This window comes from Meiothermus sp. CFH 77666, from assembly GCF_017497985.1.
GTDB lineage: Bacteria > Deinococcota > Deinococci > Deinococcales > Thermaceae > Meiothermus.
This window is the reverse complement of record NZ_JAGDFV010000018.1, coordinates 16,311-35,941: the sequence shown is the minus strand read 5'-3', so window position 1 is coordinate 35,941 and position 19,631 is coordinate 16,311. Positions and strand designations below refer to the sequence as shown.

The 19,631-nt window shown below is 61.6% G+C and carries 20 protein-coding genes and 2 tRNA genes; 8 read left to right on the top strand and 14 right to left on the bottom strand.

Translation table 11 applies throughout. From position 1 onward, the window contains the following. Positions 1-15: 15 nt before the first annotated feature. From J3L12_RS10370 to ftsE, 4 genes are all read right to left on the bottom strand, one after another. Positions 16-570, bottom strand: a complete 555-nt coding sequence (locus J3L12_RS10370) for a YqeG family HAD IIIA-type phosphatase (protein WP_208014984.1) — start codon at positions 568-570, stop codon at positions 16-18. 93 nt (positions 571-663) lie between these two features. Next, positions 664-1,404 carry a peptidoglycan editing factor PgeF gene (gene pgeF / locus J3L12_RS10365; RefSeq protein ID WP_208014983.1) on the bottom strand — a complete coding sequence of 247 codons (741 nt, stop codon included), beginning with the start codon at positions 1,402-1,404 and terminating at the stop codon, positions 664-666. A gap of 149 nt (positions 1,405-1,553) precedes the next feature. After that, positions 1,554-2,105: a ribosome-associated translation inhibitor RaiA gene (raiA, locus tag J3L12_RS10360; protein WP_208014982.1), complete on the bottom strand. Its 552-nt coding sequence runs from the start codon at positions 2,103-2,105 to the stop codon at positions 1,554-1,556. Positions 2,106-2,293: 188 nt separating this feature from the next. Continuing rightward, a complete protein-coding gene (gene ftsE, locus J3L12_RS10355) occupies positions 2,294-2,980 on the bottom strand; it encodes a cell division ATP-binding protein FtsE (protein WP_208014981.1) in 687 nt (228 codons plus the stop codon). Positions 2,981-3,347: 367 nt separating this feature from the next. Here ftsE and J3L12_RS10350 point away from each other — a divergent pair, with 367 nt between their 5' ends. From J3L12_RS10350 to J3L12_RS10335, 4 genes are all read left to right on the top strand, one after another. After that, positions 3,348-4,664, top strand: coding sequence for a S41 family peptidase (locus J3L12_RS10350; RefSeq protein ID WP_208014980.1), 1,317 nt, complete (start codon positions 3,348-3,350; stop codon positions 4,662-4,664). An 81-nt stretch (positions 4,665-4,745) separates the two neighbouring features. Further along, the gene (locus tag J3L12_RS10345) at positions 4,746-5,489 is read left to right on the top strand and encodes an ABC transporter ATP-binding protein (protein ID WP_208015023.1); all 744 of its coding nucleotides are present in this window, start codon (positions 4,746-4,748) and stop codon (positions 5,487-5,489) included. Between the two features lie 283 nt (positions 5,490-5,772). Next, entirely contained in the window at positions 5,773-6,279 is a 507-nt protein-coding gene (locus tag J3L12_RS10340; protein WP_208014979.1) for a DNA cytosine methyltransferase, read from the top strand. 38 nt (positions 6,280-6,317) lie between these two features. Continuing rightward, positions 6,318-6,394: transfer RNA gene (locus J3L12_RS10335), tRNA-Ile, on the top strand. 246 nt (positions 6,395-6,640) lie between these two features. Here the strand turns inward: J3L12_RS10335 and J3L12_RS10330 are convergent. The 3 genes from J3L12_RS10330 to J3L12_RS10320 all read right to left on the bottom strand — a co-directional run bounded on the left by J3L12_RS10330 (position 6,641) and on the right by J3L12_RS10320 (position 10,468). Beyond that, entirely contained in the window at positions 6,641-7,723 is a 1,083-nt protein-coding gene (locus tag J3L12_RS10330) for an anhydro-N-acetylmuramic acid kinase (RefSeq protein ID WP_208014978.1), read from the bottom strand. Positions 7,724-7,850: 127 nt separating this feature from the next. Next, complete coding sequence (locus tag J3L12_RS10325; RefSeq protein WP_208014977.1) at positions 7,851-9,128, bottom strand: Glu/Leu/Phe/Val dehydrogenase; 1,278 nt, start codon at positions 9,126-9,128, stop codon at positions 7,851-7,853. Between the two features lie 65 nt (positions 9,129-9,193). Next, entirely contained in the window at positions 9,194-10,468 is a 1,275-nt protein-coding gene (locus J3L12_RS10320; protein WP_208014976.1) for a Glu/Leu/Phe/Val dehydrogenase, read from the bottom strand. Between the two features lie 213 nt (positions 10,469-10,681). Between J3L12_RS10320 and J3L12_RS10315 the strand changes: the two genes are divergently transcribed. Then, positions 10,682-11,041: an acyl-CoA thioesterase gene (locus tag J3L12_RS10315; protein WP_208014975.1), complete on the top strand. Its 360-nt coding sequence runs from the start codon at positions 10,682-10,684 to the stop codon at positions 11,039-11,041. Between the two features lie 156 nt (positions 11,042-11,197). Here the strand turns inward: J3L12_RS10315 and J3L12_RS10310 are convergent, their stop codons facing one another. From J3L12_RS10310 to J3L12_RS10290, 5 genes are all read right to left on the bottom strand, one after another. Further along, positions 11,198-12,157, bottom strand: a complete 960-nt coding sequence (locus tag J3L12_RS10310) for a polyprenyl synthetase family protein (protein ID WP_208014974.1) — start codon at positions 12,155-12,157, stop codon at positions 11,198-11,200. Between the two features lie 70 nt (positions 12,158-12,227). Then, positions 12,228-12,629: a hypothetical protein gene (locus tag J3L12_RS10305; protein ID WP_208014973.1), complete on the bottom strand. Its 402-nt coding sequence runs from the start codon at positions 12,627-12,629 to the stop codon at positions 12,228-12,230. Continuing rightward, complete coding sequence (locus J3L12_RS10300) at positions 12,626-13,267, bottom strand: redox-sensing transcriptional repressor Rex (RefSeq protein WP_208014972.1); 642 nt, start codon at positions 13,265-13,267, stop codon at positions 12,626-12,628. The genes J3L12_RS10305 and J3L12_RS10300 overlap by 4 nt, the downstream gene beginning before the upstream one ends. A gap of 22 nt (positions 13,268-13,289) precedes the next feature. Beyond that, positions 13,290-13,829, bottom strand: coding sequence for an SPOR domain-containing protein (locus J3L12_RS16735; RefSeq protein WP_347708881.1), 540 nt, complete (start codon positions 13,827-13,829; stop codon positions 13,290-13,292). A 393-nt stretch (positions 13,830-14,222) separates the two neighbouring features. Continuing rightward, positions 14,223-15,665 (bottom strand): tetratricopeptide repeat protein, encoded by a 1,443-nt coding sequence (locus J3L12_RS10290; RefSeq protein WP_208014970.1) that lies wholly within the window; start codon positions 15,663-15,665, stop codon positions 14,223-14,225. A gap of 604 nt (positions 15,666-16,269) precedes the next feature. Between J3L12_RS10290 and J3L12_RS10285 the strand changes: the two genes are divergently transcribed. Beyond that, a tRNA-Met gene (locus J3L12_RS10285) sits at positions 16,270-16,346 on the top strand. 45 nt (positions 16,347-16,391) lie between these two features. Here the strand turns inward: J3L12_RS10285 and fni are convergent. After that, complete coding sequence (gene fni / locus J3L12_RS10280; RefSeq protein WP_208014969.1) at positions 16,392-17,411, bottom strand: type 2 isopentenyl-diphosphate Delta-isomerase; 1,020 nt, start codon at positions 17,409-17,411, stop codon at positions 16,392-16,394. A gap of 133 nt (positions 17,412-17,544) precedes the next feature. Between fni and J3L12_RS10275 the strand changes: the two genes are divergently transcribed. Together J3L12_RS10275 and J3L12_RS10270 are read left to right on the top strand one after the other, a co-directional pair. Next, a complete protein-coding gene (locus J3L12_RS10275) occupies positions 17,545-18,456 on the top strand; it encodes a 2-hydroxyacid dehydrogenase (RefSeq protein ID WP_208014968.1) in 912 nt (303 codons plus the stop codon). Continuing rightward, entirely contained in the window at positions 18,446-18,934 is a 489-nt protein-coding gene (locus tag J3L12_RS10270; RefSeq protein WP_208014967.1) for a hypothetical protein, read from the top strand. The genes J3L12_RS10275 and J3L12_RS10270 overlap by 11 nt, the downstream gene beginning before the upstream one ends. A gap of 5 nt (positions 18,935-18,939) precedes the next feature. On the opposite strand, the gene J3L12_RS10265 is transcribed toward J3L12_RS10270, so the two are convergent. Beyond that, positions 18,940-19,365 carry a disulfide bond formation protein B gene (locus J3L12_RS10265; RefSeq protein WP_208014966.1) on the bottom strand — a complete coding sequence of 142 codons (426 nt, stop codon included), beginning with the start codon at positions 19,363-19,365 and terminating at the stop codon, positions 18,940-18,942. Between the last annotated feature and the right edge of the window lie 266 nt (positions 19,366-19,631).

The window sequence follows — 19,631 nt, the reverse complement described above, 5'->3', positions numbered from 1 at the left end:
TCGCTTCGCCTCCTTCTAGTCTTTGCTTATTGTGGGCTCTGGGCGGTAGTCTTTTGGGTCAAATTCCTCATTAGCGCCCGTCGTAAGCCCAAGGCCGGGGTTTTGCAGCACCCAGCGCTCGAGCTTTCGCACCAACCGGGTATAGCCCATTTCCTTCTTAGAAAGAGGAGGAACCAGTACGGTATAGGCCCCAATCAGGTTCCCCCCCAGTACGTCGGTGAAAAGCTGATCCCCCACCACAGCCACCTCACGGGGGGAGAGGGCCAGCCGCTTCAGGGCTTTACGAAAGCCAAACCAGGGTTTGCCCGCCGGACCAAAGCCCGGCACCCCCAGTTTCTCACACCAGTAGCGCACCCGGCCCCGACTGCCGTTGGAAACCAGCATGACCTGAATACCGGCCTCATTAAGGGTTTGTAACCATTCCAGCAAAGCCTGAGGAGCCTCACCGTAGGTCTTATAGGGAACCAGGGTGTTGTCCAGGTCTAGCAAAACTGCCTTAAGCCCCCGCACCCCAAGCCACTCAGGGGTGATATCCGTGACCGATTTGAGACGGGCCTTTGGCTTAAGCACGTCCATAGTGTAACGAAAACTTGTGTAAGACTATAGGCCAGCCGGAAGCGGGGTCTGTTATTCTGACTGAAGGCTCCGAAATTCCAGACAGGTTCACCCAGCCCTGCCATTTTTTGGCAGCATAATCAGGGCCCACATGCGCCCGGTCTGGCCCTGATCGCGCCGGTGCGAAAAGAACGCGGGGTCGGCATAGGTACAGCGCCCCAGGGCCCAGTAGTGATCAGGGCGAATGCCACCTTGCTGGGCCTGGGCTCGCAGGGCCCGCTCCAGGTCGAGCAGGTACTTGCCCGGATGCCGCGGGTCTGGCTCAGCAAAAGCCAGCCCTGCTCGCTCGAACCGCTCGAGTACCTCCGGCCCCACCTGAAAATGGGGGCCGCTGATGCCGGGGCCCACCGCCACACGAATATCGTCGGGGTGGCTCCCCCAGTGGGATTGCATTATTTCCAGCGCCCTGGGCAGGATGCCCGAAACCACCCCGCGCCAGCCTGCATGCAGGGCCCCCACCACGCCTTTCCGGGGGTCGTGCAGCAGGATGGGGTAACAATCGGCCACGCTGACCCGCAGCAGCAATCCGGGGGTGGAGGTGAGCAAACCATCGCCCTCCCATTCCCCCGCTGTCTCGACCACATGTACCTGGTTGCCGTGAACTTGACATAACCCGGCCAGGGGCGGGTTGCCAAAAAGGGCCAGTACCCGCCGACGGTTCTCGAGCACATTCGACGGGTTATCCGCCGTAGACAATCCCAGGTTGAGACTCTCGAAGGGCGCCGGTGAAACCCCGCCCGCACGGGTGGTAAAGCCGTGGGGCACTTCCAAAAGTGGGCTTTGCAGCATAGCCTCGAGCTTACTACAGGCAATCCTTACAGCGCTCTTCACAGACGTGGCCACCCATCCCGTCGGCCACACCTGTGAAGAGCGCTGTGTAACCACAAACACCCGCCTGAAGCGGCGAGTGTTTGTGAGAGCACTAGAACATAACGTAGTTACGCAGTCGGTTCGATCAGACCGTAGTTGCCATCGCGGCGGCGGTAAATCACGTTAATCTGCTCGGTCTCGGAGTTGCGGAACACGAAGAAATCGTGGCCCAGGGCCTCCATTTCAAAGGTGGCATCCTCGGGGGTCATGGGTTTCATGTTGAAGCGCTTGGTGCGGACAATGCGTGGCGTGGCTTCTTCCTCGAGCTCCGCCTGTCCTGCACCCACCATGACGGGCTCAGGAACCGGCTGACGTACCCGCTGGAAGTGACGTTCCTTGTAGCGCTTAAGCTGGTACTCGAGCCGATCAATCGCGCGGTCTATGGCCGCATACATATCGGGGTCGGCCTCCTCCACCCGCACCATACCCCCCGGCACATTGACCTGAATCTCGGCCTTGGCCTTGCGTTCAACCCGCGGCCCCTGGGCCATCGAGAGCACCACTCGAGCTTCGGCGTTGTTTTCGAAGTGGCGATCCAGACGGGCCATTTTTTTGTCCAGATAGTTCTTGAGGGCCTCGGTAATCTCGATTTGACGACCAACCAGCTTGTAGACGTTCATGCTCGCCCTCCTATGGTAGCCCGAGTTGGGATTCCAGGCGGGGTTTCGGGGGGTGAAGGCTACTCGGAAACCTCCACTGGGTCTGGGAGTCCCGAAACTGCGGTCTGGGCTTTCAAAATGCCCTTCTAGCCTGGTGTCCCTATACTATCACTACCCAATGAGGGATATATGTCCAAAATCCATGCCTGCTACACCAGGCTGTACTTCCCCTCCCGCTCGTCACGCACCAGCTGTCCGGCTTTTAGCACCACCACCCGCTGCGGGTAAGCCTCCACCAGGTCGCGGGAGTGGGTGGCCATCAGCACGGTAGCCCCCCTGGCGTGCACCGATTTGAATATTTCCAGCACCGCCAGCGCGTTGGCCGGGTCGAGGTTGCCGGTGGGTTCATCGGCCAGCAAGACCTGGGGGTCGCCCACCAGCGCCCGGGCAATCGCTACCCGCTGGGCCTCCCCCACCGAGAGTTCTTCGGGGTAGGCCCGCTTCTTGTGGACAATGCCCACCTGACGCAGTACCCGGGTGGTGCGGGTATCCCACTCAGCTTTGGGCACCCCCAGCACGCGCAGGGCAAAGAGCAGGTTCTCCTCTACGGTCATGTCCTTCAGTAGACGGTGATCCTGAAACACCACCCCAATCCGGCGACGATGCAGGGCAATGCGGTCGCCGCGCAAGGCTTTGAGGTTTTCTCCGGCAAAATACACCGCCCCCGAGCTGGGCTCGATGCGCTTCAGAATCAGGTTGAGCAGGCTGGACTTGCCCGCCCCCGAATGCCCCACCAAAAATACAAACTCGCCTTTTTTGACCTCCAGGCTGAGGTCAAATAGGGCTTTGGTCTGGGTGCGGGGGTACTCGAGCGTCACCCGGTGGAAGTGAATCATCGGTATTCAGGGTACAACAAAGCACCGCCTTGCAGGCCATTGCAAGTTAACCGGGCAGGCTTTTATCGTTTTCCCCTTTCCCTCTCCCCTTGCGGGAGAGGGTGGCGACAGCGCCAGCTGGTTTGGTGCTCTTTTTGCCCAATAAAGCAATTCAGGCGGTAGCCGCTGTCGCCGGGTGAGGGGTTAAAGCGACGATGCCGAGGCAAATGATAAGAGCCTGGTTAACCGGGTTTGGGCGCCGCAAATGTCACGTGGCCGGAGTCTCGATGCTTTTTCGGCCTTCGGCTTCTGACCTCCCTTTTGTCCCCCAATGAACACTTCGCTCTCATTCATTGCCGCTACACTGTTGCATTAGGTGAACGAAACCATGAAGCGCAGAGCCTGGTTAATCGTGGTGGGTGGCATTCTGGCCGCCCTGGTCTATGCCCAGCTGTCTGGCGGAGCTGCCGAGGCTTTCAGTCGCAACCCCAACGGGCAAGCCATCATTCAAACGTATCAACTTATCCAGAACCAGTACCTGAACCGCCTCGAGGCCGACAAGCTCAACCGCGTGCTGGAGGGCGGTATCCGGGGCATGCTCGGGGCCCTGGACGACGAGTTTACCAGCTACTCCCCGCCCCAACGGGCCAGCCTGCGCAACCAGGACGTGCAGGGCGAGTTTTTTGGGATTGGCGCTACCCTGGCCCCCAACGAAAACGGGGGGGGCGCACGGGTGCAGGGCGTCATTAGAGGCCTGCCCGCCTTCAACGCCGGAATTCGGGCTGGTGATGTGATCGTCGAGGTCAACGGCGAGGACATGACCAAGCTCGACCTCAACGAAATCGTCGCCAAGATTCGCGGCCCCCAGAACACCAAAGTCACCGTCGGCATTCGCCGCGATGGCACCAACACCATTTTGCGCTTCGAGATGATCCGGCAACGGGTGGAAATCATCTCGGTTTCCAAAACCATACTGCCGGGGAATGTGGGCTATGTGGCCCTGGAAACCTTTGGCAACGTGCGGGTGATTGAGCAGCTAAATGCCGCCCTGAACGAGATGAAGCAGCGGGGCGTGCAAAAGCTGGTCTTCGACCTGCGCGACAACGGGGGCGGCCTGCTGGATCAGGGCTGCCAGGTGGCCCGGGCCTTCATCCGCGAGGGCCCCATCGTGTATACCCGCACCCGCAACGAAACCCGGCTCTATTGCGACGCCAACGGACAGGTTACCTGGAGCGGCCCGATGGTGGTGCTCATCAACGGGAACTCAGCCTCGGCCTCGGAGATCGTGGCGGGGGCCATGCAGGACACCGGGCGGGCCAAGGTGATCGGGGAAACCTCGTTTGGCAAGGGCGTGGGGCAGAACGTGATTGACCTGCCCAACGGCGGCGACCTGACCCTGGTCACCTTCGAGTGGCTCACCCCCAAGCGGCGGGGCATCAACAAGCAGGGCATCAAGCCCGATATCGAGGTCAAGGACACCCGCTTCGAGGTACCCGTGGCCTTCGAGGGCACCGGGGCCAAGCCAGGCGAAAGCGTGACCATCAGCATCGGCGGCCAGACCTTTACCACCAGGGCCGACGACAAGGGCAAGTTCAGCTTCAGCCAGCCCCGCCCTGCCGTGAACCTGCCTGCCGAGCGCGGCCAGGCCGAGGTAGACCTGAACAAAGACGCCATCCTGCGCCGGGCGCTGGAAGAGCTAAGGTAAGTTTTTCACCACAGGCCGGGGCTCGAGAGCGGGTTTTGCACCGTTGCTTTGGGCCTTCGGCCTTAGGCTTTAATCGTGGCGATGATCCTGCTCGAAGACCTCAGCAAGCGGTATGGCCCGTTTGTGGCGCTGGATGGCCTGAACCTCGAGGTTCGCCCCGGCGAAACCCTGGCCCTGTTGGGGCCCAACGGGGCCGGCAAAAGCACCACCATCAAGGCGCTGGTGGGGTTGCTGCGGCCCAGCCGGGGCCGGGCGCTGGTGAACGGGGTGGATGTCTGGAAAGACCCGGTGCGGGCCAAGGCCCAGTTTGGCTATGTGCCCGACCGGCCTTACCTGTACGGCAAGCTGTCGGGCCTCGAGCTCTTGCGCTTTGCCGCCGGGGTATACCGGCTTCCCCGGGCCAAAGCTGAGGCCCGCATCGAGGAACTACTGGTGCAGTTTCGCCTGGATCGCTTTGCTTCCTCGCTGATCGAAACCTATTCACACGGTATGCGGCAAAAGCTCTCGCTGGCCCTGAGCCTGCTACACGCGCCGCAAGCGCTCATTCTGGACGAGCCGATGGTGGGCCTCGACCCCCACGCCACCCGGCTGGTCAAAGACCTGCTCCACGACTACTCCAAGGGCGGGCGGGCGGTGCTGTACGCCACCCACCAGCTCCACCTGGCCGAGCAGGTTGCCGACCGGGTAGCCCTGGTGCACCGGGGCCGTCTGCTGGCCCTGGGTGCGCCTAAAGAACTCCTGCATCAACACGGCTCTGCCGATCTGGAGGAGTTCTTCCTGCGGCTCACCGAGGATGCCAACGAACCCGAACCGATGCTGGTCTAGGGCTCACCCGAATTGCAGAGCCACAGCCTAGCGGGTCATAAGGGCGTATTCCCTCACGATCATCACGGATAGACTGCTCTAAACGTAACACAGCCAAAAAGATTCGTCTGGGACAGAAAGAGAGGCTGGTATGCCTTTGCTGCCCAGGCACATCCAGTTGCGCCGTATGGGGCGAGGTTTTTGGTGTTTCCAACGGGCAAAATGCCATTTGATATGCTCTAGAGCACCGTTACGGCTCAGGTTTACTTGGTAGGAAAAGATATAATCCCCTACGAGGCTAGAGATGCGGGGGCGCAATGTTTTTCTGTTGGTTCTGATCGTCGCGATGGCGGTTTTCGCCTGGCGCAACTGGGCGGTGTTTAGCGAGGAGAAAACGCTTTCGCTGATTTTTACCCAGGTGACCGCACCTTTTGGCATCGTGATGCTTTCCATCATGGCGGTGCTGGTGGTGGTTTATTTCCTGTACACGGTAGGGCTCGAGACCGCCGCTTTGCTCGAGGTCAAGAAATACGCGCGTGAGCTGCTATCTACCCGCAAACTGGCCGACGAGGCCGAGGCCAGCCGCTTCTCCGAGCTCAAGAAATGGCTCGAAGGGGAACTCGAGGGCCTCAAGGCCCAGAGTCCGGCGGGGCTCGAGGCCAAGCTGCAAGAGGTGGTCGAGCGCATTGACCGGGTGGAACACGAACTGCGCGAGGACATCGAGAAGGCCGGCAACACCCTGGCCGCCTACATCGGCGAGCTCGAGGACCAGCTCACCGGCCAGGACAGGCACCCTCCGCCTCCGCGTTGAGCAAAACCCGCAAACCCGCTAAACTAAACCCTGCTTGGGGGCCGTTAGCTCAGTTGGTCAGAGCAAGCGACTCATAATCGCCAGGTCGCGGGTTCAAGTCCTGCACGGCCCACCAGCTTTTTCAAAAGAGCGCTCGCACTGCATTGGAAGAAGCCTGGTTATGGTGACTCTGGTGGCGCCATTTTCAGGCTGTTCTGCTGAACTCCTACCAACGTTACCCGTACAAGCACATACCCCTCATCCGGCAACACCCCAGACGCAGTCAATGACGTTTCCGGCACTATTGGTCTGTACTACCGGCGGGGTGTCGCCACCTTCTCCCGCAAGGGGAGAAGGAAAGGGGTTCAGTTTGGATTTGGCATCAGGGCGTGGAGGGCAGCGAGATTTTCCCAGCAATGGCATCCCTGCGAGCACCTGTGGTCTGTTTGAGAATGTTGGGCAGCTCGAGGTAGCGTAAGTAACCCAACACCGCAAAACAAAGGGCCTCGCGGTGTTTGGAATCGAAGCCTTTTTCCTCGAAGGTGTACACCGGCACGGGCAGCAGCGTCTTGAGGTGTTGCATCAGGGTGGCGTTATAGGCCCCCCCACCGGCCACCCAGATTTCGTCCAGGCCGTGTGGGAGCACAAAGTCCTGGTAGGCTCGGGCAATAGTGCGGGCCGTGAACTCGGTGAGGGTGGCCAGCAGGTTGGCAGGGGGCAGAGCTGCGTCCTCGTCCAGCATTTCCAGATTCCAGACCTCACGGCCGGTGGATTTGGGGGGCTTCCGATCAAGGTAGGGGTGGGTGAGCCAGCGCTCTACCAGCAACGGGTCGGCCCTGCCCGAAGCGGCGATGGTGCCCCCGGTATCCTGCTTCAGGCCCAGCCGGGCCGCAGCTTCGTCGAGCAGGGCGTTGCCCGGGCCGGTATCAAAGGCCAGGACTTTCTCGGGGTTCAGGTCGGCGGGCAGGTAGGTCAGGTTGGAGATGCCCCCAATGTTGTGGATGGCGCGACTGACCCCCCTTTCCCCATAGAGCAGCAGGTCGGGGTAGGGCACGAAGGGCGCGGCCTCTCCACCCAGGGCCATGTCCGAGGGGCGAAAATCCGACACCACCGGCACTTCCAGGGCCTCGGCCAGATAAGCCGGCTCGCCAATCTGCAAGGTAGCCTGCGGGGGTTCGTGCCAGACGGTCTGTCCGTGGGAAGCCACCAGGTCTACCCGGCCTTTGAAAGGGGCCGCTGCTTCGGCATAAAAACGCCCCAGGGCGTGGTGCAGCAGGGCTACCTCGCGGGTAAGGGACTGCGATTTCTGGGTACGGATAATCTGGGCCCGCAGGTCGGCTGGAAAGGGAGCTTCTTGGTGCTCGAGTACACGCCAGTGCAGCTCTGGCGGCCGCCCGTCCAGCTCAGCAAGCAAAAGATCCAGCGCGTCAGCGGACGTGCCGGACATCAGGCCCAGAACCCGCATACTTGCTACTTTACCGCGATTTAGGCAGGTTGTTCAGGGTAACCTTCAAACCGCCCCGGAAGAGCGCACATCCATCGTTGTAAAGATACCGACCCGAGGTCTCCAGTCGGAGACCAAAAACCCCCACTTACGGGTACAACCCCAGCAAAGACCGTGCTTCCAATACCCGCGTAGCAGCCACAATGTAAGCCGCCGTGCGTAGCGAGACCTTTTTATCCTGGGAGACCTGCCAGACCGCCTCAAACGACTGGCGCATGAGCCGCTCGAGCCTGGCATTGATTTCATCTTCTGTCCAGAAAAAGCTGTTGAAGTCCTGTACCCATTCAAAATAGCTCACCGTCACGCCACCGGCGTTGGCAATCACATCGGGAATGACCAGAATCCCCCGCTCGCTCAAAATATCGTCGGCAGCAGGGGTGGTGGGGCCGTTGGCCCCCTCGGCAATGATTTTGCACTGTACCTTCCAGGCATTGGCCTCGGTAATCTGCTTCTCGAGCGCGGCTGGCACCAGGAACTCGCAGGGGGTGGTCAGCAGGTCGGCAGCAGGAATGGCCTCGGCTTTGGGATAGCCCTTGACGCCCCCCATCTGACGCACGTACTGGGTAAGGTCGTAGGGGTCTATGCCGGCATCGTTGCGAACGGCCCCTGTGACGTCCGAGACCGCAACAATTTTGGCTCCGTGATCATGAAAGATGCGGGCTGCTGCATTGCCCACATTTCCGAAACCCTGCACCACCACCCGGCTGCCTTCTACGGGCAGGCCGATTTTTTCAGCCGCCGCCGCCGCCGTCACAAACACCCCGCGTCCGGTAGCGTCCTGCCGCCCCAGCGAACCGCCTACCGAGATGGGTTTGCCGGTGACCACCCCTGGGGCAGTCCGCCCCACGTTCATGGAGTAGGTATCCATCATCCAGGCCATTTCGCGGGCCCCGGTGCCCATGTCGGGAGCCGGAATGTCTTTGTCCGGGCCAATGATGATCCCGATTTCGGAGGTATAGCGGCGGGTCAGGCGTTCAATCTCGCCGGGGCTGAGCTTGCGGGGATCCACCCGGATGCCCCCCTTGCCACCGCCGTAGGGCAGGCCCACCGCGGCGTTCTTGATGGTCATCCAGGCCGATAGCGCCATCACCTCGGAGAGGGTCACGTCCTGGTGGTAGCGAATCCCCCCCTTGGCGGGGCCGCGGAAGGTGTTGTGGTGTACCCGGTAGCCCTCGAAGTGGGCCACCGAACCGTCGTCCATCTGGATGGGCACATCCACGATCAAAATGCGCTTGGGTCGCTTGAGGTCTTCAACCCAGAAAGCCAGTTTGCCCAGGTAAGGGGTGACACGGTCTACCTGGGCCAGATAAATTTCCCAGGGGCCGATGTTGTCGCTGCAAAGGTAGGAAAGGGGTTCCGATTTCATGCGTTCCTCCACGGATGCGGATAGCTCATAGTTGATAGCCGATGTACCAGTACGGCGGCCTCTGTTCAGGGATACACACCGCGTAAGCGGCTGGCCTCGTTGATGCGCTCGAGAGCCAGCGCATACGCCCCCGCCCGCAGGTCGCCCTGCAGGGGTTTGGCCCGCTCGAGCACGGCTTGCAAGCTCTGGTGAATGAACTCGCGCAGCTTTTGCTGCACTTCGCCTTCTTCAAAGAAAAGCATCGAGAGGTCTTGCACCCACTCGAGGTACGAGAGCACCAGCCCGCCACCGTTGGCCAGGATGTCGGGTACTATCTGCGTACCCTGGAGCTGGAGCAGGTACTCAGCCTCCGGGGTGATGGCCCCGTTGGCCCCCTCCAACACCACCTGGGCTGCAATTTGCCTGGCATTGTATTCGTTTATAACGCCTTCTACGGCGGCCGGAACCAGGTAGTTCACCTTCAGGGTCAAAAGTTCGTGATTGGTGATGGGTTTGCCTCCCGGGAAGCCTTCCAGATTGCCCCGCTCGGCATAGTGCTGCTCGAGGGCCGCCACGTCCAGCCCTTCGGGGTTGTACACCCCACCCTGGCTGGTCGAGATGGCCACCACCTTTAGCCCTTCCCTGACTGCGTATCGGGCCACCGCACTGCCCACCTGGCCGAAACCCTGAATGGCCATGCTGGCCCCCACCACCGGCCAACCTTTGACCTGGGCCAGATCCGAGAGCGCATACACCAACCCCTGGCCACCGCCTTCGTCTTTCACCGCCACCCCCCCGAGCTGGGGTGGCTTGCCCGTAACGGCGCTAAGGGTGGTCTGACCACGGGTCATGGTAAAGGTATCCTGAAACCAGGCCATGACGGTATCGTTGGTGCCCAGATCGGGGGCCAGTACATCTTCATCCGGGCCAATCAGTTCAATGAGTTCGGTCACGTAGCGGCGCGAGACCCGCTCGAGTTCGCGCCTCGAGAGCTTGTCCGGGTCTACCACCACCCCACCCGCCGACCCCCCAAAGGGCAGGCCAAACACCGCCGATTTCAGGGTCATCCAGGCCGCCATGCCACAGGTCTGGCCCAACCCGACCTCCGGGTGATAGCGCACCCCCCCCAGGGCAGGGCCCCGGGCGATGTTATGAATCACCCGGTAGGCGGTAAAGTTCCGCACACTGCCGTCGTCCATCACCACCGGCAGCGAAACCCCCACCGAGCGCTTGGGGTGGGTCAGGTACTGGATGGTGGCGGGGTGGATTTTGGCTACCTTGATGGTGGCCTCGAGGCGGCGCAAAAAGCTATCCCACAGGCTGGCATCTCCGGGGGGGCGGTAGGCATTTCTGAGCGGCATTTGCAAACCTCCGTTTCGTAGGTCTTGGGGCCATTTTGTCACAGCCCGCATGGGCGTTTGACCCTAATTTCGACGCTCATGAGTATACCTGTAGGCTGGTTTGGAAGAAACGAAAAGGCTCGAGGGTGGAGCATCGGGTTCACACACAAACTTTTAGCATCAGGTAGATTGCCGACCCCTGCGGCCAACCGGTAGGCTGTGTGCGGTGATGGTATGAGCGAAGCCCGCACACTGGAACTGGTCTTTCCCGAACACGCCAACCCTGGGGGCAACGCCTTCGGGGGTTTTGTACTAGGCCTGATGGATAAGGTAGGCTCCTACGCGGCCATCCGCCGGGCCCGCAAGCGCTGTGTAACGGTACGGGTCGGTGAGGTGGTGTTCGAGGTGCCCATCAAAGTGGGCGATCTGCTCGAGGTCGTGGCCAGAGTAACGAAAGTGGGCCGCACCTCGCTCACGGTGGAGGTCGAGGTCTACCGCGAGAACCTGCGCGAGCCCCGGATGTTGGCGACCAAGGGAAACCTGACTTATGTGGCGGTTGATGAACAGGGAAAGCCCACCCCTGTGGATGGGTAGCTCCCAAACAAGCATGCGGGGGTGGGTGGTAGGGGGTAGGTGGTGGGTCTCCATCACCTGTCCCCTACCCCCTATCCCCTACCTCCTATGGAATGCAGAGCGCTCCAAACACCCGATGTCTCGGATGATGGATACTCAACCGAAGTGCACTTCTGGCTACCTTACCCGCACCAGCTCACGCCGGGCCAGAGCTTCGAGTTCGTCGCGGTAGATGGAAGGGGGCAGCACCCGGAGAGCCGCGATGGCCTGCTCAACCCGTGCCGCGATGGCCTGGGTGACCTCGAGGTCGGCCCCCGATAGCACCGCCAGCTCCTGCAGGCGGGCGATATCGTTCGGCTCACTGGCCCTGCGCCTGAAGATGGCCTCCACTTCGGTAGGGTAAGCCTCCAGAAGCCGCAAAGTGATGAGCGTCACCTTGCCCTCGCGCACGTCGCCGCCGGCCGGTTTGCCCAGCACCTCCGGGGTGCCCATCAAGTCCAGGTAGTCGTCGCGCATCTGGAAAGCCTGCCCGTACAGGGAGCCAAAGCGGGCCAGGGCCTCCCGCTCTTCCACCGGTGCCTCGCCCAGCACCGCCGCCCCCTCACAGGCCACCCGCATCACCGAGGCCGTCTTGCCGTCGATGATGCGCTCGTAGTTTTCCAGCGAGTAGTCGTGCAGCGCCGCCACCTGAAACTGCAGGACTTCGGCCTCGGAAAGCTGCCGGGCGGTCTCGGCAAACATCGCCACCAGCTCCATCCGCCCGGTCTGGGCCAGCAGGGCCATCAAACGGGATAGCAAATAGTCGCCCGAAAGCACCGAGACCGCGTTGCCATACTTGCGAAAGGCCGCCTCCTTACCGCGCCGGGTCTCGGCATCGTCTACCAGGTCGTCGTGCAGGAGCGAGGCCGAGTGCAGAAGCTCCACCGCCAGGGCCAGCTCCATTGCATGTGGAACCCCGCCCAGCACCTCGCTGGACAGGAAGACCAGCCGGGGCCGCACCCGCTTGCCCCCCGCCGTCACCAGGTCTTCCTCGATGAGACGAACGAACTCCACCTCCGAGCGCACCACCGCCCGCAGCTGTTCCTCGAAGGCTTCTAACTGAACCTCGAGGGTCGAGGTGAAGTCCTTGATGCTCATATCATCATGATATTCACAACTACTCTAAAAAGAGTAGGGCTGGCTTACCTGCTCGTTTAGGGCTGGCTTATCAAGGGTTGATCACGTGCGGAACCGGCAGCGTTACCGTACGCACCGTGTTGTTCAGGCTCATGGCCTCGTATCCGGTGATGGACACCGTGCCGGGGTTCGCCCCAAAAGTTAGGGTGTAAGAGATTTTGGGGCAGGCATCGGCTGCAGTGGGGGGAAGGCACTCTGGAATGCTAACGCTGGGAAGTTGATTGGGAGACGGCGTCAGCAGGATACGAGAAATCTGCCCTGAGGGGCTGCCCAGGTAAGGCTGCAACTCGAGTTCAATGACGTAACCACCCCCCGAGACCGGGCCAAAGGACTTGGTGCTGAAGCGTACGCTGGGAATACCAAAGTCCGTCACAAAGTTGCTGCACCCAGCCAGCATAAAAGCGGTCACCACCAGGGCGATAAGCTTTTTCATCCGATCATCTCCTCTCTCCACTTGGGGTTGAGCACGAAGAACGAAAGCCTGCTGAGTCCGGCCAGGAAATCTACGTTCTCCACTGCCACTTCCTTGGGCACTTCCAGAACTGCCGGGGCGAAGTTCAGGATGCCCTTTATCCCTGACTCTACCAGACGATTGGCCACCGCCTGGGCCGAATCAGCAGGAACGGCCAGAAGGCCGAACTCGATGCGTCTTTCGGCCACGGCCCGGGGCAGGTTGTCCATGCTTTCAACCGAGAGGCCACGGAAGGTGGTGGTTACTTTGGAGGGGTCGCGGTCAAAAAGGCCCTTTAGCTCGAAAATTTCGCTGAAGCCGGGATAGTCAGCGATGGCCTGGCCCAACCGGCCCATACCTACAATGCACAGTCCCCACCTGCGGTTGAGGCCCAGAATTTGCCGCAGTTCCCGGCGCAAAATCTGTACCGTGTAGCCCACCCCCCGGGTGCCGTAGCTACCAAAGTACGAGAGGTCTTTGCGTACCTGGAAAGCGGTGACCTGGGCTTCCTCGGCCAGTTGTTCGGAGGAGGTGCGGTTGATACCCCGCGCCTCGAGGTCTTCCAAAATCCGCAGGTAGGTGACCAGGCGGGAGATGGCCGCGCTGGGTACTTTAGCCATATAGAACTCCTGTTAGGAACATCTAGCGAACCTCCAGAACCTCGAGGCCCCTGGCCCGCAGGGCCGCAGCAGCCGCCGAGGCATCGTCCAGGGGGCCCACGCGCACCTTCACCAGGCCGCCCTCCTCCACTAGCACCACCGGATAGCCCGCTTGCCGCACCGCTTCAACCACCGACTGAGCACTCTGGGCATTGCGGAAAGCCCCTACCTGCAGGAAACGGCTGGCGCTGGGGGCGGGCTCGGTCTGGGGTTCGGGGGTGGGAGCTGCAGGGGTACTGGCTGCCATTCGAGCGACCTGGGGTTGGTACTGACCAAGGGTGTTGGCGATGGTGCGGGCTCGAGCCTGGCTGCTATAGGGGCCCACCCAGACCCGGGTGAGTTCACCGGAGACCTCGAGGCCCACCGGATAGCCCTGTCGGCGCAGGGTTGCGGCCAGGCGTTCAGCGTTTTCGCGGTTGCCAAACGAGCCCACCATCACCCGCCAGCTTCCTCCCGCATCGGCGGTCAGATTTGGACGTTCAGGCCTGGGCGCAGACGCAGGACGGGCCGTCTCCGGCTGCACCGGTTGCGATTGTCTGTCCTCTACCTTAGGAGGAGCCGGAACAGGCTTGGGCACGGAAGTTGGGGCCGCAGGCGCCTGAGGGACGGGCAACACCGTGACCACCGTTTCGGGTTCCGGCTGGGGCTGAGGCCGAGCGGCGGGCGGGGTTTGGGATCCCGGCTGGGGGGTTGCGGGGGCAGTTTGCAGCTGGGGTTGTGGTGCAGGGAGGGAGGTTGGGGGTTGGGCTTGCGGAGCCGAAGGGGGAACACTAGAAGGGGGCGTAGCCCCCCCCGGTGACCCAGCGAACGGGTTAACCCCGGTCAGAAAAAGCACCACACCCGCCATAATGGCCGCAACCAGCAGGAAGATCAGCGCATCGAGCCAGTTTGTTCTAAGCCAACCCATGCCATCAATCTACCGCAATAAGTCCCGGGCAGGGGCATAACCCAGGTCGGCAGAGCGCTGCCAGGCCCGCCGGGCTTCGGCCAGTCGGCCCAAGGAGCGCAGGGTGAGACCCAGGTTGTACCACGCTACCGAGTTACGGCCATCCAAGGCTACCGCCTGCGAGAGCACCCGCTCGGCGTCGGAGTATTTGCCCGCAGAGTACAGCGCCGCCCCCAGGTTGGCCGCTGTGGGGGCACTGGGCGCCAGGGCCTGGGCTTTTTCCAGCGATGCTGCTGCGGCAGCGTAGTCCTTCAGATTGAACTGCGAGACCCCCAGGAAGAACCAGGCCTCGGCGTTGTCGGGCCTTTGCTGGGTCACCTGCGAAAGGGTTTCGACCGCCTCGGTGTAGCGACGCAAGGCATACGAGGACTTCCCCTGCAGGAACAAAGCATCTAGCCTGTCGGCTCCCTGGCTGGCTTTGACGGCCATCGCAGCGAAGCGCCCCGACTCGGCGGCCTGGCCCAGACGGTCATAGGCTGTGGCCAGTCCCAACAACACCTTGGGCTCATCGGGGTTCTGGGCATAGGCACTCTGGAAAGACTCCAGAGCCCCCCTGGGGTTGCCATCGCGCAAGCGGGCTACCCCCAGGTTGTAATGAGCAGCCCACAGCTTGGGATCGAGGCGAACGGCTTCTTGTAGTGAAGCCTGTTGCTCACGGCCTTGTTGCAGGGAAGACTTTTTGAGGAGCAGCTGGGCCCGTACCGAGTTGTCTTTGGTGGCCTCGAGGCCCCGGTCAATCTCGCGCAGCGCTCGCAAGGGTAACCCCTGGGCTACGTAGATGTCGGCAATTTGCGAGATGGCCTGCACGTTGGCGGGGTCGTTGCCGAGGATCTGGTAAAGCACCGGCAGGGCTTCCAGGGGTTTGTTGGCCCTGATCAGGCTATCGGCCAGCAAAGAGGTCAGCTCGGCGTCACCGGGGAGTTTCTCTAAGCCCTTGCGGGCGGCAGCCGTAGCGGCTTCGTGCTGCCCCTGGGTGCGCAGGGCCTTGACCTGGCCAATGTATGCAGGTTTGAGATCAGCGGCACTCAGGTTGGCTTTCTCGCCCACCTCGACCGCTTTAGCAAAGGCCTGGGCGGCCTCGGCAGCCTGGCCCTGGCGGTCGCGCACCACCCCCAGGTTGAACCACCCCTCAAAACGATTGGGATCGAGGGCGGTGAGCTGGGTGAACTCGAAGGCAGCGCCTCGCAGGTCGCCCAGGCGGTACAGGGCCAGACCCAGCCCAAAGTGGGCGCTGTAATTGGAGAAATCCCGGGCAATGACCGCCTCAAAACCCTGCACGGCTTCGTTGAGGCGCCCAGCCTCGAGGGCAGCCTGGGCCTGTTGCAGCGTTTGCTGAACAGCAGGGGCGGGCTGACTTTGCTGCGCTAAGCCCAGCGAAAAAATCAGAAGCGCCGCGCACAAAAGTTGTTTCATAGCGTCTCCTTCAGGTTAATCCTCATCTTGACGCCCATTGTAGCACGTGAAGAAACTGCTCAAGCGGCAAATGCACTTGTCAAGCCTAATTTGGCCATGAAATTCAGCAGCATTTCTGCAAGCGAGGGCTGCAATTGCGGGTGCAAACAGACCGATTGCAGAACCAATAGCCCTGGAGGCCCTCTTTTTGAATCCTGGAGCGCGCTCCTGCTGCGGTCGGTGAAAGGGGATTCTTTCGGGCCATGCAGTATTGGAGATTGCAAAATTGCCAGCGCTGTCGCCACCCTCTCCCGCAAGGGGAGAGGGAAAGGGGAAAACAATAAAAGCCTGGCAAAATTGCAGGGTGTGTCCCTGTTTCAACCAGCCTCAACAACCCCAACTCGTCGTGAAACCCCTCTGGATGCCGATCACCGTAGCGGCACTGACCTTCCGGCGCAGACCGAGTACCCCTACGGGGGCTTGGATAGAGCTTTGTGCAGTACCCCAAGGGGGATTGACCGTCTGGGTTCATTGGTTGATTTTGGAACGCACCCAAATTGCAGACCATCTTGACCGAGCGGGTCTCCCCCGCTAGTATGTAAAAGCTGTCACGTGCAGCCGCCGTCGCGGGGTGGAGCAGTCTGGTAGCTCGTCGGGCTCATAACCCGAAGGTCATAGGTTCAAATCCTATCCCCGCAACCAGCCAGAGGCCCCGGAAAAAACCGGGGCCCTCCTATTTTTATCCGGTCAGACTTTTTCGATGCGCCCAAAAGCCTCGGCGGGGGTGCGTGCGCCGATGGCAAAAAGGGCCACCCGCAGTTCGTGCAGGAAGTTCAGGAGCCACTCCACCACTGCTTCCGGGCCCTTCAGGGCCGGTTTCAGCAGCGGGCGGGCCACCGCCACCAGCTGCGCCCCTAGGGCCAGGGCCTTGGCGGCATCGGTGCCGGTGCGAATGCCCCCCGAGGCGATCAGGGGCTTGTGGGGCAGAATACGCCGGCACTCCACCAGGGCCTCTGCGGTGGGGATGCCCATCTCCACCAGTTCGGGGTGCAGGATACGCCCGTGGTGTACAAGCTCTTCTACCCTGGCCCAGCTCGTACCCCCTGCGCCCGCCACATCAAGGGCAGCCACAGGCAGGGGGGCTAACTGTTCGGCCACTTCGCGCCCAATGCCGTGCCCCACTTCCTTAAGGATGACCGGAAAAGAAACCTGAGGCAAAAGACCCGCCAGTTTGTCCAGCAAACCGCTAAAGTCGGTATCGCCCCCCACCTGAAGGGCCTCCTGCAAGGGGTTCAGGTGGAGCGCGAGGGCATCGGCCCCCACCTGCTGTACGGCCTGCTCGAGCTGCGCCAGGCCGTAGCCCTTGTTGAGCTGTACCAGCCCCAGGTTGCCAATCAGGAGCGTGGTGGGCGCTACCTCGCGCACCTGAAAACTGGCCCTGGCCTGGGGGCGCTCCAGCATGACCCGCTGGCTACCCAGCATCAGGCCCACCCCCAGATGTTCGGCGGCCTGGGCCAGCGCCCGGTTGATGCGCGCGCCGTGCGCCTCGCCGCCGGTCATGGCCCCGATCAAGAAGGGGGCCTGGAGGGTTTTGCCCAGAAATTCGGTGGATAAACGCACCTCCTGCAAGGCCAGCTCGGGTAGGGCCCGGTAGCGTAGGCGGTAGCGCTCAAACCCGGTGGTGAGGCGGGTGTACTCCACCGGCTCGTGAAGGCAGACCTCGAGGTGTTTGCGCTTGCGTGTTTGAATATCGGATGCATCGCTCACGGCTAGCGCGATTGTACAGGCCCCGGGTGGGCTGCCTCGAGCCAGGCCCAGAAACTAGATGGGCCGTCTCAGATAGAATCTTGCTGCCACACCGAGCACTAAAACCCTCGCAAAACGCTTTATAGTAACGCTGATGATACTCCTGGTTCCTGAAGCAACTGAACCCAGTCTATTGCAGGGCTTCCCCGACGAGGTAGAGATTGCCTTTCTGCCCAAGGAAGCCCCCTTGTCGGAGCAGGCCCTGCGGGCCGAGTTTGCCGTAGCTCCGTATGGCGGCGCCAGGCGTTTTTTTGCGGAGTTGCCCAACCTGAAGCAGCTCAAGGTGGTGCAGACCCTTACGGCGGGGGTGGACTGGATTCTGCCACGGCTACCCCCTGGCATCGTGCTGTGTGATGCGGCGGGGGTGCACGATATTCCGGTGTCGGAATGGATTGTGGCAGCGGTGCTGGGCGCCGTCAAGCGCTTCCCCGAGTTCCGCGATGCCCAGCGGGAGCAGCGCTGGGCCTACCGCTGGGTAGACGACCTCGAGGGCTCCACGGTGCTGTTTCTGGGGTACGGCTCCATTGCCCGAGCCACCGAAAAGCGCCTGGCCCCTTTTGAGCTTCAGTTTATCCGGGTAGCCCGCACGGCCCGCGAGGGCGTTCATGCCTGGGCCGACCTGCCCGCCCTGCTTCCCCAAGCCGACGTGGTCATCAACCTGCTGCCACACACCCCGGCCACCGACAAGTTGATTGGGGCGGCCCAGTTTGCCCAGATGAAACCGGGGGTGCTGTTCGTCAATGCTGGGCGGGGCAAAACCGTGGATCAGGAGGCCCTGGTAGAGGCCATCCGGGCCAAGCAGGTGCGCCTGGTCACCGATGTCACCGACCCCGAACCCCTCCCCGAGGGCCATCCCCTATGGTCGCTGCCGGAGGTGTTCTTGACCCCCCACATGGCCGGCTCAACCCCCAAGCTATTCGAGCGGGGCTTCCGGCTGGTGCGCGAGCAGGTAGCGCGGTATGTGCGCGGCGAACCCCTGCAAAACGTGGTGCGGGATGGGTATTGACCTGCTCCTGGCCCTGCTATTTGCAGCGGGGGCCTGGGCTATGGCACTGTGGGTCTCGGCAGAGGTGAGCCTGAGCAAAGCCCAGAACCGCTTGCAAAGCGCCATCCATGTAGGGCTTACCGTAGCGATTCAGGCGGTGTATGTGCTGTCGGTGCAGACGGTAGGCACCTGGCGCGATGCGTTGCTGGTGATTTCGGTCATGCTGCTCCTGGCCTGGTATGGCATGTTGGGCCTGACCAAAGCCATGACCCCCGGTGCTTCCACAAGCGCCCAGGGCTCTTCAGGGCTTGTCCGGCTTGTTCAGCGCCTTCAGCTTACAGGCCACCGGGCGTTCGCCTTTGTAGCTCTATTGCTGATGGGCCTGGGCGCCCTCTTTGGGCTGGCCGACCCCACCCTGGCCCTCACCCTAACCCTGCCGTTTTTGACGGCTTTATTCTGCACCCTGTGGCTGCCACGCTGGGTACGCAAATGGGCCTGACCCCCCTATCGGCGGGCCGGGCGCACCCAGAATAGCGCTACCGAGATGAACAAAAAAGCAATCCCCGCCTGAAGCGGAATGGGAAAGCTGGGCACGTACTCGACGTTGCAGGGAATGGGGCCCTTGCAAACATTGGGCGCAACCCCCGGAACCCATAGCTCCAGGAGGTGATAGCTGCTCCAGAACAACCCCAGTAGCGAAAGAGTCAGGGCATAGGGCCTGATGCCAGCATCGTTACGCCAGGTTGCAATGCCCAACAGGAACACCAGTGGATACATGGCGATGCGCTGGTACCAGCACAGGGTGCAGGGAATAAAGTTGCGTACCTCAGAGTAGTAGAGGCTCCCAAGCGTCGCTACCAGCGCGACCAGCCAGGCAAACGCCAGCAGAAGCGCGTTGCGGTCAAAAGTGGAGGGAGATGAGGTCTGCACCTGCTCATTCTAATACCGAACTTACCAGGATAGTTTTTTGAGGGGCGTTCTTACCTCACCCGGCGACACCTCCAGGGCCGAAAGCTCAAAGCCAAAGGCTTTACAAGGTGTGTGCAATACCGCTTTTACCTGAGCACATCGTATACCGTGGATCTGGGGGGTAGGTGTTTAAGACCCACCACCCACCTCCCACTCCGCCCCTACCTCATGCGCCGTTAAAAGTTGGTTCTACGCCTAAAGTTGTTACAGCGCCCTTCACAGACGTG

Coding starts and splice junctions, on each gene's coding strand:
- J3L12_RS10350 (WP_208014980.1), top strand. CDS start 3,348: ATGAAGCGCAGAGCCTGGTTAATCGTGGTGGGTGGCATTCTGGCCGCC.
- raiA (WP_208014982.1), bottom strand. CDS start 2,105: ATGAACGTCTACAAGCTGGTTGGTCGTCAAATCGAGATTACCGAGGCC.
- J3L12_RS10275 (WP_208014968.1), top strand. CDS start 17,545: ATGATACTCCTGGTTCCTGAAGCAACTGAACCCAGTCTATTGCAGGGC.
- J3L12_RS10270 (WP_208014967.1), top strand. CDS start 18,446: ATGGGTATTGACCTGCTCCTGGCCCTGCTATTTGCAGCGGGGGCCTGG.
- J3L12_RS10300 (WP_208014972.1), bottom strand. CDS start 13,267: ATGGCTAAAGTACCCAGCGCGGCCATCTCCCGCCTGGTCACCTACCTG.
- J3L12_RS10305 (WP_208014973.1), bottom strand. CDS start 12,629: ATGAAAAAGCTTATCGCCCTGGTGGTGACCGCTTTTATGCTGGCTGGG.
- J3L12_RS10340 (WP_208014979.1), top strand. CDS start 5,773: ATGCGGGGGCGCAATGTTTTTCTGTTGGTTCTGATCGTCGCGATGGCG.
- J3L12_RS10330 (WP_208014978.1), bottom strand. CDS start 7,723: ATGCGGGTTCTGGGCCTGATGTCCGGCACGTCCGCTGACGCGCTGGAT.
- J3L12_RS10320 (WP_208014976.1), bottom strand. CDS start 10,468: ATGCCGCTCAGAAATGCCTACCGCCCCCCCGGAGATGCCAGCCTGTGG.
- ftsE (WP_208014981.1), bottom strand. CDS start 2,980: ATGATTCACTTCCACCGGGTGACGCTCGAGTACCCCCGCACCCAGACC.
- J3L12_RS10345 (WP_208015023.1), top strand. CDS start 4,746: ATGATCCTGCTCGAAGACCTCAGCAAGCGGTATGGCCCGTTTGTGGCG.
- J3L12_RS10290 (WP_208014970.1), bottom strand. CDS start 15,665: ATGAAACAACTTTTGTGCGCGGCGCTTCTGATTTTTTCGCTGGGCTTA.
- J3L12_RS10315 (WP_208014975.1), top strand. CDS start 10,682: ATGAGCGAAGCCCGCACACTGGAACTGGTCTTTCCCGAACACGCCAAC.
- J3L12_RS10310 (WP_208014974.1), bottom strand. CDS start 12,157: ATGAGCATCAAGGACTTCACCTCGACCCTCGAGGTTCAGTTAGAAGCC.
- J3L12_RS10325 (WP_208014977.1), bottom strand. CDS start 9,128: ATGAAATCGGAACCCCTTTCCTACCTTTGCAGCGACAACATCGGCCCC.
- pgeF (WP_208014983.1), bottom strand. CDS start 1,404: ATGCTGCAAAGCCCACTTTTGGAAGTGCCCCACGGCTTTACCACCCGT.